General features: G+C 56.3%; 13 protein-coding genes and 1 tRNA gene. 4 read left to right on the plus strand and 10 right to left on the minus strand.

Annotated features, from left to right (window positions below; genetic code table 11):
• Nucleotides 1-21: 21 nt before the first annotated feature.
• From mtgA to ACR0BD_RS00130, 5 genes are all read right to left on the minus strand, one after another.
• On the minus strand, nt 22-756 hold the full coding sequence (gene mtgA, locus ACR0BD_RS00110) for a monofunctional biosynthetic peptidoglycan transglycosylase (RefSeq protein ID WP_480828264.1): 735 nt from the start codon (nt 754-756) through the stop codon (nt 22-24).
• 39 nt (nt 757-795) lie between these two features.
• Nucleotides 796-1746 (minus strand): Hint domain-containing protein, encoded by a 951-nt coding sequence (locus tag ACR0BD_RS00115; protein WP_480828265.1) that lies wholly within the window; start codon nt 1744-1746, stop codon nt 796-798.
• A 184-nt stretch (nt 1747-1930) separates the two neighbouring features.
• Nucleotides 1931-6463, minus strand: coding sequence for a glutamate synthase large subunit (gltB, locus tag ACR0BD_RS00120; RefSeq protein WP_480828266.1), 4533 nt, complete (start codon nt 6461-6463; stop codon nt 1931-1933).
• Nucleotides 6460-6897 carry a GFA family protein gene (locus ACR0BD_RS00125; protein ID WP_480700350.1) on the minus strand — a complete coding sequence of 146 codons (438 nt, stop codon included), beginning with the start codon at nt 6895-6897 and terminating at the stop codon, nt 6460-6462. Before ACR0BD_RS00125 ends, gltB begins: the two co-directional genes overlap by 4 nt.
• A gap of 27 nt (nt 6898-6924) precedes the next feature.
• Entirely contained in the window at nt 6925-8358 is a 1434-nt protein-coding gene (locus tag ACR0BD_RS00130) for an NAD(P)-dependent oxidoreductase (RefSeq protein WP_480828267.1), read from the minus strand.
• 230 nt (nt 8359-8588) lie between these two features.
• Between ACR0BD_RS00130 and ACR0BD_RS00135 the strand changes: the two genes are divergently transcribed.
• Entirely contained in the window at nt 8589-9392 is an 804-nt protein-coding gene (locus ACR0BD_RS00135) for an undecaprenyl-diphosphate phosphatase (protein ID WP_480828268.1), read from the plus strand.
• A gap of 4 nt (nt 9393-9396) precedes the next feature.
• Here the strand turns inward: ACR0BD_RS00135 and ACR0BD_RS00140 are convergent, their stop codons facing one another.
• On the minus strand, nt 9397-10380 hold the full coding sequence (locus tag ACR0BD_RS00140; RefSeq protein WP_480828269.1) for a complex I NDUFA9 subunit family protein: 984 nt from the start codon (nt 10378-10380) through the stop codon (nt 9397-9399).
• 199 nt (nt 10381-10579) lie between these two features.
• Between ACR0BD_RS00140 and ACR0BD_RS00145 the strand changes: the two genes are divergently transcribed.
• Together ACR0BD_RS00145 and ACR0BD_RS00150 are read left to right on the plus strand one after the other, a co-directional pair.
• Nucleotides 10580-10666, plus strand: a tRNA-Leu gene (locus tag ACR0BD_RS00145).
• A gap of 134 nt (nt 10667-10800) precedes the next feature.
• Entirely contained in the window at nt 10801-11829 is a 1029-nt protein-coding gene (locus ACR0BD_RS00150) for a tyrosine-type recombinase/integrase (RefSeq protein WP_480828270.1), read from the plus strand.
• A 205-nt stretch (nt 11830-12034) separates the two neighbouring features.
• Here ACR0BD_RS00150 and ACR0BD_RS00155 read toward each other — a convergent pair whose 3' ends face one another.
• The 3 genes from ACR0BD_RS00155 to ACR0BD_RS00165 are packed head-to-tail and all read right to left on the minus strand — an operon-like array spanning nt 12035 to nt 13206.
• The gene (locus tag ACR0BD_RS00155; RefSeq protein WP_480828271.1) at nt 12035-12559 is read right to left on the minus strand and encodes a hypothetical protein; all 525 of its coding nucleotides are present in this window, start codon (nt 12557-12559) and stop codon (nt 12035-12037) included.
• A gap of 60 nt (nt 12560-12619) precedes the next feature.
• On the minus strand, nt 12620-13015 hold the full coding sequence (locus tag ACR0BD_RS00160; RefSeq protein ID WP_480828272.1) for a hypothetical protein: 396 nt from the start codon (nt 13013-13015) through the stop codon (nt 12620-12622).
• Nucleotides 13012-13206, minus strand: coding sequence for a hypothetical protein (locus ACR0BD_RS00165; protein ID WP_480828273.1), 195 nt, complete (start codon nt 13204-13206; stop codon nt 13012-13014). Before ACR0BD_RS00165 ends, ACR0BD_RS00160 begins: the two co-directional genes overlap by 4 nt.
• A gap of 363 nt (nt 13207-13569) precedes the next feature.
• On the opposite strand from ACR0BD_RS00165, the gene ACR0BD_RS00170 reads away from it, so the two are divergent.
• On the plus strand, nt 13570-13770 hold the full coding sequence (locus ACR0BD_RS00170) for a hypothetical protein (RefSeq protein ID WP_480828274.1): 201 nt from the start codon (nt 13570-13572) through the stop codon (nt 13768-13770).
• Nucleotides 13771-13953: 183 nt separating this feature from the next.
• Here ACR0BD_RS00170 and ACR0BD_RS00175 read toward each other — a convergent pair whose 3' ends face one another.
• Nucleotides 13954-15015: a phage portal protein gene (locus ACR0BD_RS00175; RefSeq protein WP_480828275.1), complete on the minus strand. Its 1062-nt coding sequence runs from the start codon at nt 15013-15015 to the stop codon at nt 13954-13956.

A 15015-nucleotide genomic window follows, 5' to 3' on the forward strand; every position in this document is an offset into this window, starting at 1 on the left:
AGCCTTGAGAGGGCTTTGTTTTCAATCCTCGAAACAATCCGCACGTCCATCTGCGCGGATGGTGGCCGCTCCGTCCAGTACCGAAGCCGCGCGGCGGCGGGTCCGGACAGAGGGGTCCGTCACCGACCTGTTGCGCGGTGAGGGTAAAATCGCGGCGATCCGTGCTGCCTGCACCGCAGACAATTTCGCAGCCGGAACATTGAAGTTTCGCTGTGCGGCAGCTTCGACCCCGAAAATACCTTCACCCGTTTCGGCCACGTTCAGATAGACCTCGAGAATGCGTTGTTTGCTCCAGAATATCTCGACAACCGGGGTCATCGATGTCTCAAGCGCCTTTCGTACCCAACTGCGTCCTTGCCACAGGAATACGTTCTTCACCACTTGCTGCGTGATGGTCGACGCCCCCCGTGTTCCACCGTCTTCCAGTGCATCGCGGATTGCTTCGACGTCAAACCCCCAGTGCAGACAGAAATTAGCGTCCTCTGCCGCAACGACCGAACGCGCCATGACCGGAGAGATCTGCTCGATCGGGACCCAGTCCCGCTCAACCTTGCCCAACCTGCGCCATTCGGACCAGATCGTATGGGTCACGGGTGGATTGACGACAGAATATAGCGCGATCAGCGCCACCACGACGACAACTGCCCCCAATACCAGACGTCCCGTCCACCGACGGATTCGCTGGAAAATTGGTTTTTTTGCCTTAGACCTTTTGCGTTTTTTGCCGCTCGATTTGCGCGCTGCTTTTTTTGCCATGCTGTTGCTATACGACGCGTGGAACAGGTTTGGAACGGGTTAAATCGCCAGAGCCCGAGCCTCGCGCGGACGCACCACGGGGCGCACGGTTTCCGGCATAACCGGGTTTTCGTGACTTAACTCAGGAAACAGGGTCAGCACTTCGGCCTGCGTTTCACGGTCAGCCATCGAAACCGCGTGACCCGGGTAGTAGCTTTCGCTTTTCGCGCCATTGGCAATCACGATCTCATGTTGCGCGAACAACAGATGGAAATACGCGACCTCACCACCTTCGACCCGCGTGACCGTTGTTCCGTTCACAAGACAATGCGCGGCAATCAACACCTCAGAATCGCCAAACAAGTATTGCGCGCGCCAATCCTCGATCAACATTCGGTGCTGCGGGGAAACTGTCAGGGCGTCCGTCAGCCCCAGAACACCCGCCTCAAAACGGATCGGTGCCAGCTTTCCCTTCGCTTCCACAACCGTGCTTCCAACCCAAAGCAAAGGCTGTGGGCCATTATCGGATGTGGTCACCATATCGCCCGGCCTAAGGTCTTCCACGCGGCGTGGGCCCTCGGGTGTTTCGATCAAAGTGCCCGGCGTAAAGCACGGCGGCCCCAGATCACCATTGGCAATGTCCACCGAACCAAAGGACCCACCAAAGTCACTGAAATCCGTCACCGAGGAGCTTACGAAGGTACCGTCCTGCAGCACCTGCCCGTCGGTTGGCGTAAACACCTCGCGCCCATCGGCCAGATAAAATGTGACGCCCGTATATGTAACCTGCGTTCCATCGGACAATTCGATGGTCACCATATCGTCGAAAAAAGACGATGTGATATCTGATCCGTCGACAGAGTCGTCATCCAGGCGGTTGATCAGGTTGTCATCATTCTCATCGACGATATCGAATTTCTGAACGGTCAGAGTTGATCCCGGCGCTGTCCCATTCGCACCGGGATTGGCCGGGTCGAGCACAAAGAACTGGTCTGTGAAGGTTGTCGGCATGCGCCTGCTCCCTACGGTTCGCGTTTTTGGGATGGATGCCAAAGGCACTTCCCAATGAAACTGTTGCGTTAGCTAGGCGCGAAGCGGGAAATAATTCAAGAATTCCCTGAAATGCATGCCAAAATAGAAAAAACCCGCGTGTTTCAAGTGACACGCGGGTTTTGGATTGTAATTTGCAGACCCGTTATTCCGCCGGAACAGCTGTTGGTTCGGACGTCAAGGGATGGGTGAGATTGTTTAGCATCTCTTTGGGGCAGACCTGCAGGAAGTTGCCTTTTTCAACGTCCCAATGCTGTAGGATATCTGCCGCCTTACGGCTGTAGGTTTCGGCCTGATGCGTCTCGATAAGCGATTTAAGCTGATCCTCCCAATGATCCACTGTCACCGGGCAGGTGACGAGGGTCTCCATGTTCATCAACGCCTTAGCTTTGCCTTCGGGATCATAGAGATAAGCCATTCCGCCTGTCATTCCCGCACCGAAGTTGGCGCCGATACTTCCAAGGATGACCGCAACGCCGCCCGTCATGTATTCACACCCGTTCGACCCACAGCCCTCGACCACGACCTTGGCACCCGAGTTGCGCACTGCGAACCGTTCACCAGCGCGACCTGCTGCGAACAAGTGGCCATCGGTTGCGCCATAGAGGACCGTGTTGCCAATGATGGTATTGTCATCGGCCTTCAGCGGGCTGACCTGAGGCGGTCGCACGACGATCATACCGCCAGAAAGACCTTTACCGACATAGTCATTCGCATCGCCCGAAACCTCGAGCTTCAGTCCCGGGGCCGCAAAGGCCCCCAGCGACTGACCTGCTGAGCCCTGCAGTTTCACATGCAGGTGGTCGTCCTGGAACGTGTTCCGCATTCCAAAGTTCCGTACGATATGGCTGGACACCCGCGTACCCACGGTCCGGTGCGTGTTCTGGATGGCGTAAGACAACTGCATCTTTTCGCCGTCTTTCAGGAACCGCGCGGCATCGCGCACAATCTCGGCGTCCAGCGTATCAGGCACTGCATTGCGATCCTTGTCGCGGTTATACACGATGTCATGCGCGCCATCGACGGTGATCAGCAGCGGGTTCAGGTCCAGATCGTCCAGATGCGCCGAGCCCCGGCTGACCTGCGCCAGCAGATCGGCCCGCCCGATGATCTCATCAATCGAGCGCGCGCCAAGGCTGGCCAGCAGCTCACGCACTTCCTGCGCGTAGAAGGTGATCAGGTTGACGACCTTGTCGGCATTGCCGGTGAATTTGGCACGCAAGGATTCATCCTGCGTACATACACCGACCGGGCAGGTGTTCGACTGGCACTGACGCACCATGATACAGCCCATCGCGATCAGGGCGGCGGTGCCGATACCGTATTCCTCGGCCCCCATCATTGCGGCCATTACGATGTCGCGACCGGTCCGCAGGCCACCATCGGTCCGCAGGGTCACGCGGTCGCGCAGGTTGTTCATCGCCAGAACCTGGTGCGCCTCGGTCAGGCCCATCTCCCACGGCAGACCGGCATATTTGATGGATGTCGCGGGCGACGCGCCTGTACCGCCATTGTGACCCGAAATAAGGATAATATCGGCTTTTGCCTTGGCTACACCGGCAGCAATCGTGCCCACGCCCGAGGACGCCACAAGCTTGACCGTGACCTTACAACGCGGGTTGATCTGCTTGAGGTCGTAGATCAGCTGCGCCAGATCCTCGATCGAGTAGATGTCGTGGTGCGGCGGCGGCGAAATCAGCGTCACGCCTTTGGTCGAGTGACGCAGACGCGCGATGAGGTCAGTCACCTTCATGCCCGGCAACTGACCGCCTTCACCCGGTTTCGCACCTTGAGCAACCTTGATCTCAAGCTCTTCGCACTGGTTCAGGTATTCGGCAGTCACACCGAACCGACCCGAAGCCACTTGTTTGATCTTGGCAGACGGGTTGTCGCCATTGGGCTCCGGCACGAAATGCGCAGGGTCTTCGCCGCCTTCGCCACTGTCGGATTTCGCACCGATCCGGTTCATCGCCACGTTCAGCGTCTTGTGCGCCTCGGGCGACAGCGCGCCCAGCGACATGCCCGGCGTGACAAAGCGTTTGCGGATCGAGGTGATCGATTCGACCTCTTCAATCGGCACCGGTTTACCCAGCGGTTTGAAATCCATCAGGTCGCGCAGGTGGATCGGCGGGTTCGACTGCATCTTGGCAGAATACTGCTTCCACAGCTCATAGGATGCGCGGTTACAGGCCATTTGCATCATATGCATCGAGGTCGCTTCCCACGCATGAGTCTCACCCGATTGGCGCGCCTTGTAGAAACCGCCGATAGGCAGCACGTCCAGACCGCAGTCCCAACCTTTGGCGTGGATTTCCTCGGCCTTGGCCTGAATACCCGTGACACCGATGCCGGAAATCCGGCTGGTCATGCCTGGGAAATACTCGGCCACCATGGCACGGCTGAGGCCCACGGCCTCAAAGTTCAGGCCACCGCGGTAGGAGGAAATCACCGAAATCCCCATCTTGGCCATGATCTTGAGTAGACCCTGGTCAATCGCTTCGCGATAGCGCGCGACGTTTTCGGTGAGCGAACCATCCAGCAGCCCACGATCGATACGGTCGGCCAGCGAATCCTCGGCCAGATAGGCGTTCACAACGGTCGCGCCACAGCCGATCAGTACGGCAAAGTAATGCGGGTCGACGCATTCAGCTGACCGCACATTCAGCGAACAGAACGTCCGCAGCCCCTGACGCGTCAGATGAGAGTGTACAGCGCTGGTCGCCAGGATCATCGGCATTGCCACCCGACCCTCACCGGAATTCATGTCGGACAGCACCAGATGCCCCGCGCCCGAGCGCACGGCCTCTTCCGCTTCGGCTCTAATACGGGCCAAAGCAGCATTCAAAGCACCGCGCCCCGGCTCAAAGCTACAATCGATTTCCGCAAGTGGTGAGCCAAAAGTCTCAACCAGCTTGTCCCACTGCGCGTTACCCACAAAGGGGCTGCCAAGCACAACAATCTCAGTCTGGCTGCTGTCTTCGTCCAACACGTTCTTCAGGTTACCGAAACGCGTTTTCAGTGACATCACCCGGTATTCACGCAGGCTGTCGATCGGTGGATTGGTAACCTGACTAAAGCTTTGGCGGAAGAAATGGCTAAGAGGACGGTACTGTTTGGACAAAACAGCAGACGGAGTGTCGTCGCCCATCGAGGCGATCGACTCTTTGCCATCTTCAGCCATCGGGGCCAGAATCTGCTCCAGTTCCTCAACCGAATACCCGGCAGCGATCTGGCGTTTCCGCAATTCCTCGCCCGTGAATTTCGGAGTTTCCGTCACACCGGCAAGCGCATCATCCAGATCGTTGATCTTTTTAACCCATTCCCCAAATGGCAATGCGCGGGCCAGTTTGTCTTTGATCTGCTTGTCTCGGTAGAGCTTGCCTTTCTTCATGTCCACGGCCAACATCTGACCCGGACCCAGCGCGCCCTTCTCTGTTACGCTGGCTTCGTCAATCGGCACCATCCCGGCCTCGGACCCTGCAATAACCAAGCCATCGCCGGTTACCACATACCGCATGGGGCGCAGACCGTTACGGTCCAGTCCTGCGCACACCCAGCGACCATCGGTCATCGCCAAGGCGGCCGGGCCATCCCAAGGCTCCATCACCGAGTTGCAGTAGGAATACATGTCGCGCCAGGCCTGCGGCAGTTCGATCGCTTGCTTAGACCAGCTTTCCGGGACTAGCATTGTTTTGGCCATCGGAGCCGAACGGCCCGCGCGCACCAGAACCTCAAAAACCGAGTCTAATGCAGCCGAATCCGATGAACCACCGGCGATAATCGGTTTGATATCCTCGGCATGATCCCCAAAAGTAGCCGACGCCATCCGGATTTCGTGGCTTTTCATCCAATTGATGTTGCCCTTCAGCGTGTTGATCTCGCCGTTATGAGCCAACATGCGGAACGGTTGTGCCAGCCACCATTGCGGGAAGGTATTGGTCGAATAGCGCTGGTGGTAGATGGCGAATGCAGATTCGAATCGTTCATCCATCAGATCGGGGTAGAAGACAGCGACCTGTTCAGCCAGCATCATGCCCTTGTAGATAATCGACCGGCAGGACAACGATGCCAGATACAAATCTGAGATACCCGATGCCATCGCCGCCTTTTCAATCCGGCGACGGATAACGTAAAGCTCACGCTCAAAGGTTTCTTCGTCCACGCCCTTGGAGTTTGAGATCAGGATCTGCTCAATCTCGGGGCGGGTCGCATTTGCCTTTTCACCCAGACACGTCACATCGACCGGCACGTGACGCCAGCCGTAGATATAGTACCCCATACGCAGAACTTCGGTTTCTACGATGGTCCGGCATTGTTCCTGCGCGCCGAAGTCTGTGCGCGGCAAAAAAACCTGACCAACCGCGATAAGCTCATCCAGCTTGGGCTCATGACCTGTGCGACGAATTTGATCGTAGAAAAACGGAACCGGGATCTGGACATGAATGCCTGCCCCGTCACCGGTTTTGCCATCGGCATCGACAGCACCGCGGTGCCAGATCGCCTTGAGCGCATCAATACCTGCGTCGACGACCTTGCGCGAAGGCTTGCCGTCAATGGAAACCACAAGACCGACACCACAGGAAGAATGCTCTTCCTCCTCGGAATAAAGACCATTTTCAGCCATCCACTTGCGTTTGGCTTCTTCGGCGCGCACCCAATCGGCATCATATTTGGTCATTGGCTGTCTCCTTGTTCCGGTTGGGCGTACATGGCTTCGACCTCTGATTTGGTCATTTGCCGGCGTTCTCCTGCGAACGCGTACCCGTCGGGCTTTTTGTCGATGTAAAGTTCTAACTTGAGGGCGCTGTCGGCACCGTTTTCAAACAGACCTGCCGCCATCTGCGTTTGGCCGTGCATCTCGCCGGCCAGTGTAATCCGATACCACAGAGCCGAGCCGCAATCAGCGCAGAATGCACGCTCTGCCCAATCAGAGGACGTAAATGTCTTCACCGGTCCCAGCGCCGCATATCCCGGCTCGGCCGGAAAGGTCACCAGCATCGAACTGGTCCAGCGGCGGCACTGGTCGCAATGGCACGCACCCAGCGCATCCCGCGCCGGAGTAGCTGTTACCGTGACAGCTCCGCACATGCATTGGCCTTGCAATTCGGGCATCTGGTGCCTCCTGAAGCTGGGCTTGGGTTATTCCGCGGCGACGGCAGATTTCGCGCTGAACCGTTCGATGATGGCGTCGGCACAGTCCCGTCCATCCCGAATTGCCCAAACGACCAGAGAGGCTCCGCGAACGATATCACCGATGGCATAAACACCGTCCATCTCGGTCGCGCCGGTCTGGAACGCCGCTTTGATGGTACCCCAGCGGGTAACCGGAAGGTCGGGCTGGCCAAACAACGTGGGCAGATCTTCGGGCTCAAAACCAAGCGCCTTGATAACCAGATCGGCTTCTTCCACGTAATCCGCGCCCTCGATAACTTCTGGTGCTTGGCGGCCTGTTGCGTCGGGCTGACCCAATCGCATCTTCTGAACCATGACGCCTTTTACAGCATCCTCGCCGGTAAACCCTTTGGGCGCGCTGAGCCACTCGAACACAACACCTTCTTCTTCGGCATTCTGGGTTTCGCGTTGCGAGCCCGGCATGTTCGCCCGGTCGCGGCGATAGAGGCACTTGACCGAAGTCGCGCCCTGCCGGATCGAGGTACGCACACAATCCATGGCCGTGTCGCCGCCACCAATGACAACGACTTTTTTGCCATGGGCATTCAGACGACCGTTGTCAAAATCCTCGACCGCGTCACCAAAGCTTTTGCGATTTGACGCTGTCAGGAAATCGATGGCCTTCTCAATACCGTTCAGACCACTGCCGGGCATGGATAGGTCACGTGACTTGTAAACACCGGTCGCGATAATAACCGCATCGTGTTTTTCACGGATTTCCGCAAATTTCGCATCATCTACGTCGCAGTTGAGTACGAACTCGACACCGCCATCGGCCAACAGGTCATTCCGGCGCTGCACGATGTCTTTTTCCAGTTTGAAACCGGGGATACCGTACATCAGCAAACCACCCGCGCGATCATACCGATCATAGACCGTAACCTGAATACCAGCGCGGCGTAGCATGTCCGCTGCGGCCAGACCACCGGGCCCAGCACCAATGATACCGACGCTTTCACCGCGTTCAGCGCTGGGCTCAACAGGTTTTACCCAGCCTTTGTCCCAGGCAGTGTCCGTGATGTATTTCTCGATTGTCCCAATGGTAACGGTTCCATGACCCGACTGCTCGATCACGCAATTTCCCTCGCACAGGCGGTCTTGCGGACAGATGCGTCCACAGATTTCGGGAAATGTATTCGTAGCCTGGCTGGTTTGATAGGCTTCTTCAAGCCGACCCGTTGCCGTCAGACGCAACCAATCAGGGATATTATTGTGCAACGGGCAATGGGACTGACAATATGGCACACCGCACTGGCTGCACCGGCTTGCCTGCTCTTCCGCCTTGGCCGAAGCATACTCGGCGTAGATTTCATCGAAGTCATCCCTACGGTCATCGGCGGCACGCTTTTCGGGCATGACACGGTCGATCTGCACAAATTTCAGCATCGGTTGCTTGGCCACGGGTCGGACTCCATGAATTGGCTTGGTCGGGCCTCTTTAAAAGATGATAGTAGAGATGAAAAGTCAATTTTACTGACCTACTTTCAAAAAATTCGGGAATTCAGACGGGAAGCGAGCAAATTAACGCAATTTTTAGGTCCGATTCGGAACTAATTGCTCTCTTTCCTTTTAGCCAGCACACTTATACCCATTGACCGAAAACAACACGTGGCGGCAGCACGGGCAGTTTAATGAACCTTTTTCAATTGATTCTTGCGGCAATTATTCAGGGTATCACTGAATTTCTGCCCATATCTTCGTCCGGGCACCTGATTCTTCTTCCGAATCTGACGGGGCTGGATGACCAAGGGCTTGCAATCGACGTTGCAGTTCATGTTGGAACTCTGGGTGCGGTGGTTGTTTATTTCTGGTCCGACGTAAAACTCGCAGTCGCTGGCCTTCCGCAGGCGCTCAAAGGCCGCTCGGACACGCGCGAGGCCCGGCTGGCGCTGGGACTAATTCTGGCAACAATACCGACCGTCATCATGGGCACAATCCTGTATGAGACAGGCCTGACGCAATCCTTGCGGTCCATGGCGGTGATCGGTTGGACAATGCTGGTGTTTGGATTGCTTTTGTATTGGTTAGATCAGCACAGCCCGCAGACCAAAAAGGCCAGAGACTGGAACCTGAAAGATGCAGTTATTCTGGGATTTTGGCAAATGCTTGCCCTGATACCCGGCACGTCTCGGTCAGGTATCACAATTACGGGCGCGCGGCGATTGGGCTACACCCGAGAAGACGGTGCCAGGATCGCAATGCTGATGTCGATCCCCACGATACTTGCATCGGGTGCCCTTCTATCTGTCGATGTAATCCGCGAAGCAGATGCCCAGCTTGCCTATGAGGGCGCGATCGCGGCTCTGTTCGCCTTTTTCGCGGCCCTGTTGGCCCTGACTTTAATGATGCGCCTGTTGCGCAGTGTCAGCTTCACGCCCTACGTGATTTACCGCGTTATCCTTGGCGCGATCCTGCTGGTTATCGCCTACAGCTGAATGATCAGGTTCGCAGGTTGCTGGCCGAATTCTGAATGTCGTCATACTGACCAGACGGGCGGAACTTCCACAGATAATCTGGCAGGACAGATTCCAGCGTCGCGGGTTCGATACCCAGATCAGCAAAGCCATTGGCTCCTTCGGACACAACATTATCCCGGCGCAGGTTTTTCAACTGATCCCGGGTCAGGATGCTGTTTGGAAACAGCTGAAAGCTTACAAATTTCACAATGTCCAAAACGCCTGCCATGATCCGGGCCACCCAAAAGGGCATCCCTATGATAACGCGGCGACGGTTTATGACGCCCAGCATCTGCTGCATCAAGGCGCGGAACGTCTTAACCTCGGGGCCGCCCAGCTCATAGGTGCCTGCGTCCGCGTTCCCCAAGACACCCTGAACCGCTGCCTTGGCCACATCATCGACATAGACCGGCTGGAACTGAGTTTCGGCCCCGACAAGCGGCAGGAATGGGCCCATTCTGGTCATACCGGCAAAGCGGTTAAAGAACTGGTCTTCGGTCCCGAAAATGACAGACGGGCGCAGGATGACTGCATCCGGCATATGGGCCCGCACTCCGGCCTCCCCTTCGGCCTTGCTACGAGAGTACGCGCTGTCCGAGTCCGCATCTGCACCAATGGCCGAGATATGCACCATCCGGGCTATGCCCTGTTCGGCAGCAATACGAGCGACCCGCTCAGCGCCATCTGCCTGAACGGCATCAAATTCATTCTTACCAATTTCGTTCAGGACACCCACGCAATTGACCACCGCATCCGCACCCTGCATGGCCTGTGCAACCGACGCGTCGTCCCGAATATTGCACAGAATGGGCTCTACCTGACCCACGACGCCGTACGGCTTTACGAACATCGCTTCATTCGGACGCCTGACGGCCACCCGAACGCGCCACCCCTCATTCGCCATGCGTCGCGCGATATATCGACCGACAAATCCCGATCCGCCATAAATCGTGACCATTTTGGACATCAGAGGGCTCCTGCTTTTGGGTCCTGATCCGATCTAGCGCCCAAAGCCGCTCCAAACAAGGCGCAATAACGCCGCGTGTTTATGAAAACGCGGGACATTTCGAGGTGTAATCCGAGTCGGGTCAAAAAACTTTCAAAAAACGTTCCGAATCCGGTTGACGCTCCTCGTCGGTGGGCTTAAACGCCCCTCCACGACACCTGCCCAGGTGGCGGAATTGGTAGACGCGCTAGCTTCAGGTGCTAGTGTCCGTATGGACGTGGAGGTTCGAGTCCTCTCCTGGGCACCATCCCTTCCTATGATTGTCACGTGTTCGGTCATTGTTTTCCCTTTGGCCTCCTTTTGTGCTCGATTGGGAAGATCACGGGAAGTCCGTGACCCATTCTTTGCCGACTCAGCTACTACGTGATTACTATTCTGAGCATGGCGACGATTCTGAAAACGACCCACGGTTGGCAGGCGCAAGTTGCGCGGCGCGTGAACGGAAAGACCGTTCGCAAGGCGAAAACCTTCAAGGCCAAACGGGATGCGCAGGTCTGGGCGCGTGAGTTCGAGGTCGAAATTAGCAGCGGGACCGACAGCGCGGACACTCTCCAAAGCGTGTTCAAGCGCTACGCCCGTGAGCGCTCCAAGGGCAAGAAAGGTGAGCGCTGGGAAGTTATCCGACTCAACAAGTTTGCTGGTGAAATGGTCAAAGGCAAACGCCTGGGTGACTATCAGATTGGCGAAGTCACAACAGCCGATCTGGTCGCGTGGCGCGATATGCGTCTGAGAGAGGTGAAGCCAGCCAGCGTGAAGCGCGAGATGAACCTGCTTAAGCACGTGTTCGTCACAGCCACCGATGAGTGGCAGCTCATCCGCGTGAATCCAATGGCCACCGTCAAACGACCACCCAGCAGTAAACGCAGGAAACGCCGCGTTTACGACGATGAGATTGAGAAGCTGACAGCCGCTTTGGAGCTGAAGCAAGAGCCATGGGAAAGCGAAAAGCAGATCACCGGCGCTGCGTTCCTGTTTGCGATCGAGACAGCCATGCGCTCGGGTGAGATATTGGGCATCACGAACCGTCATGTTCATGACAGCGTCGTCCACCTTCCCGAAACAAAGAATGACCACGCCCGCGACGTGCCTATGACACCGCGTGCCCTCGAGATTCTGAACAAGGTAAGGGGTGACAGAGATGAACCCGCTGACCGTCCCTTCCAGATAGATGCCGATAGCCGAGACACCCGGTTTAGAGCCGCAGTGAAGGCGTGCAAGATCACGGATCTGCAATTCAGGGACAGCCGACATGAGGGCATCACCCGTCTTGCTAGACGCTTTGAGATACTCGATTTGGCAAGGGTCACGGGTCATAAGAACCTAAACGAGTTGCTGACGTATTACGAAGCGTCAGGCGAAGAACTGGCCGAACGGCTCAGCTCATCTACTTCCAAAGATGAGATCAAGTAGGGCGAGCCATCACCACCGGAGACGCGGGTAAAGCGCCCTTCCCTGATCCAGTTGCGGATTGTCTTTTCGGTTTTTCCAAGGCGGGCAGAGACTGTTGCCACAGGTAGCCACGCTTCTGGGCCTTTTGTGGCGTAAAGAGCCTTGCAAACTGCACGCTCAATCAACGCCTCAAGGTCGTCAGGGGATATGACGACAACCTGATTCATTACGAATCTTGGTCATCGTTGTGTTTGCGGGCAATCTCCAAGCCCGTTGCAAGAACAACGTCCCTGATTTTTTCCGGCATGGTGCGGCTCAACCGGTAAACGTTGATGATTTCGATACGGTCAAAGTCAAGGTTGGTAACAGCATCTAGTTCCGACAAAACGCCGATCGTTGACCCTTTGGATTTTCCCTCATTGGAAAAGCCGTCAGTCAGATAGAAATAGTATGAAGGACGGTGCGCAGCACCTTGGTTGTTCTTCAGCACAGAAGTAATAACGCCCGCAGCGATGCGTTTTCCAATATCAAAGCCATCTCTGCGGTCCATGCCTTGGCCACTCAGTGAAAGGCGGTCGCAAATCCAGAAGCCGACAAGGTCAATGACATTGAACTTGTAGCGGCCATTCTCCTGAACCTGCCCATATCCGTCGATCATGCCGCGCTGACGATAGTTGCGCTGCAAGTCGGGCGTCGGTTCCGTAAGTGAGGCGAGTTCGCCCGGTGTTATGGTGTATTCTTCAAACGACATGGTTATCTCCGTATAGGGTTGCTACTTATATATAGAAGCGCCCCTATACGGTCAATACACTTACGCTTCTACGACCTTATCAGCCCGCCACTTTTCCACCACCCCTTGAAATATCTCGATAGCTGGTTCGAGTGGAAGGTCGTGATTTACAACGGCAGTCAACATGGCTCGCATGCCTTCCTGGACCTCTGGTTCGAGTTGCTTGTTTATTCGGTTAAAGTCACGAACACTGCGCTCTTTATCGACCCAACGTTGCAGCATTGCGCTTGGACAGCCCATGAACAGCCAGTCCATGTTTGCCGTATTCTCTTCAAGCCAGTGCATAAGAGGTGAGTTCAAGGCAATATCGCCGTCCTCATACTCTATCGCAGGCGGGTTCAGCTCGAACAACAGGCAGAAGTGTTCCAGACGTTCCTCAAAGGTGCCGAATTTATAGTGGCGGTGAGATTTCTTCATTTGACCAACTCCAGATTGACGCTGTCCAACGCGGTGTTCAGGGTCTGAGCGTGGTCCTGCGCGATCTCAAGGATCGTCCATGTCTCACTGCAATCATCAGTTTGGGGTAGCACCGCCATAGCTGCCGAAATTAGCTTCTCGATCGCTACAGCGTGTGGCTGCAGGTCATTTCTTGTCTTGGTTTTGTTCATTGGTTTTCTCACAGTTTTGGCCTCTGACAGCCATAACCAGCGACGGGCTGGCACCGGGGTGTTCAGAACCTGCTGTGAGACAGGCCGGATGTTTTTCCCCGTTGCGAGGTCTTGTATAGCATCCGCACCCCGGCATAATCTGCCGGTGGACGGATTGCCGCCAAGCACATCCGCAGAGACCACGAGCCAAACCGCGCCAACGGTTGGGCAAATAGACAAAGTGGTCGATTTCACAGTCCGAGTTCTGACACTCGCGAACACATTGCCCAAAAACGAACAACGGCGCAATGCCCCATTGGGGCCTATTGCTCTTTAACTCCGCTTGAGACACGCTAACGCTTCGAATTTGTTTTGGAGAGAACAATGGCAATTATGCGCGTCCTAGATGGTGAAAAGTTCATAGGCGATATAGAAGCTGAAACCGTACCTTCTATTGGCGATACGTTTTGGTGGAAGACGAATGGCCCCTACGTCGTTCAGGATAGGACCTGGCATCTGCCAGACGGCTTCATGGAAGAAAACCCTTTTGTTGTCACTTTGCATGTGAGCGAGATGCCAAAGTAACTTTGAATATCCGCGCCGCGCCTGAACCAGAAAGTCGCACCGCCCTGCTACACTAACAAAACAGGGCGGTGCTGCACCGGCCCCGCCCCACGAGTGGCGTGCCGGTGCTGCGCTGCTTCGGGACAGGAGACGAGCGAAGCAGCACGGTTTGAACGATTTTCGTCCGCCTGGACGCTGAGCGGGTTACTCGTCGTTCAAATTCACAAACTTCAGCGCCGTTTCAGGATCGACTCCGGCCTCTTTCGCCTGTGCCAGCGCCTGAATAACGCCCGCGGCGGCGCGTGCTCGCCCACCAGCGTCGTACGCCTGCAGGGGCCGCATGACGTCTAGTTTGATCGGCTCCCCAAGCTTGACGGTGCATTCCTCGGCGATGGCCTCAGCAATCGGCTGGAGCATCCATTGCGCCAGATGCCTTTGCGCTTCCCTGATCAGGGGGCCCGTGGTTGCCGGACTTACCATTCCGGGCAGAACACCGAACACCATCAGTATCGATGCGCGCATTGCGTCGAGACTTTCTCGGGTCATTGCCTTGGAAAGATCAGGCGTTACGTCTTGTGGCTTCCAGTCGGTCTGTGGTGCAGGTCCGCCCGCCGCTGTGACATTGGTGGATTCCCGCAGTAGCAACTTGCCTCGAGCACCTTTGAATTCCCGGCCAATGGCATTCATGTCCGTGTCTGGAGACTCGGGAAATGGCACAATCTGGCTGCCCAGCGGCGCGTTTTCGTACACCTCACTCAAAGCCGTTTCGATGGCCTGCAACGTGCCTGCGGTCAGTTGGGCGCGCTTGAGAGGTGCAGAACCTGCCCACGGCACCACGGAGTCTACGCCGATCCTGACGTGTAGAACCTCGCCTGCCAAAGCTGTCAGCGTTTTGCCGCCGCCCGCTTCGCTGATCGACAGCCGATAGGCGCGGGGCTCGCCATCCACAGTGCGCAAATCCCAATCACTGCACGGGACAAGTCCGGTTTCTCGGATGAGGAACACGGCTTCGCCCCGCAGCGCCAGAGCGCGCGCAACCATGCCTAAGACGTGCCTGGTCAGAAAACCCGTTCCCTCTACGTCTGCAACCCTAAGCCCGTTTTCCCAGAGGCTCACGCAGCTTTGCACGGTTCCGGTCAATTCAGCGATGCCACGCCGCCCAGAGATGTAGCTTTCCCGCGCAGCCATCAATTCGGCTGTGAAACCACTCATTGCCGACCGCGTCTCGTTGGGTTCCTTCCGGCGGAACCATTCAAAAACACCCAT

It is taken from the genome of Ruegeria sp. G5, assembly GCF_056533365.1.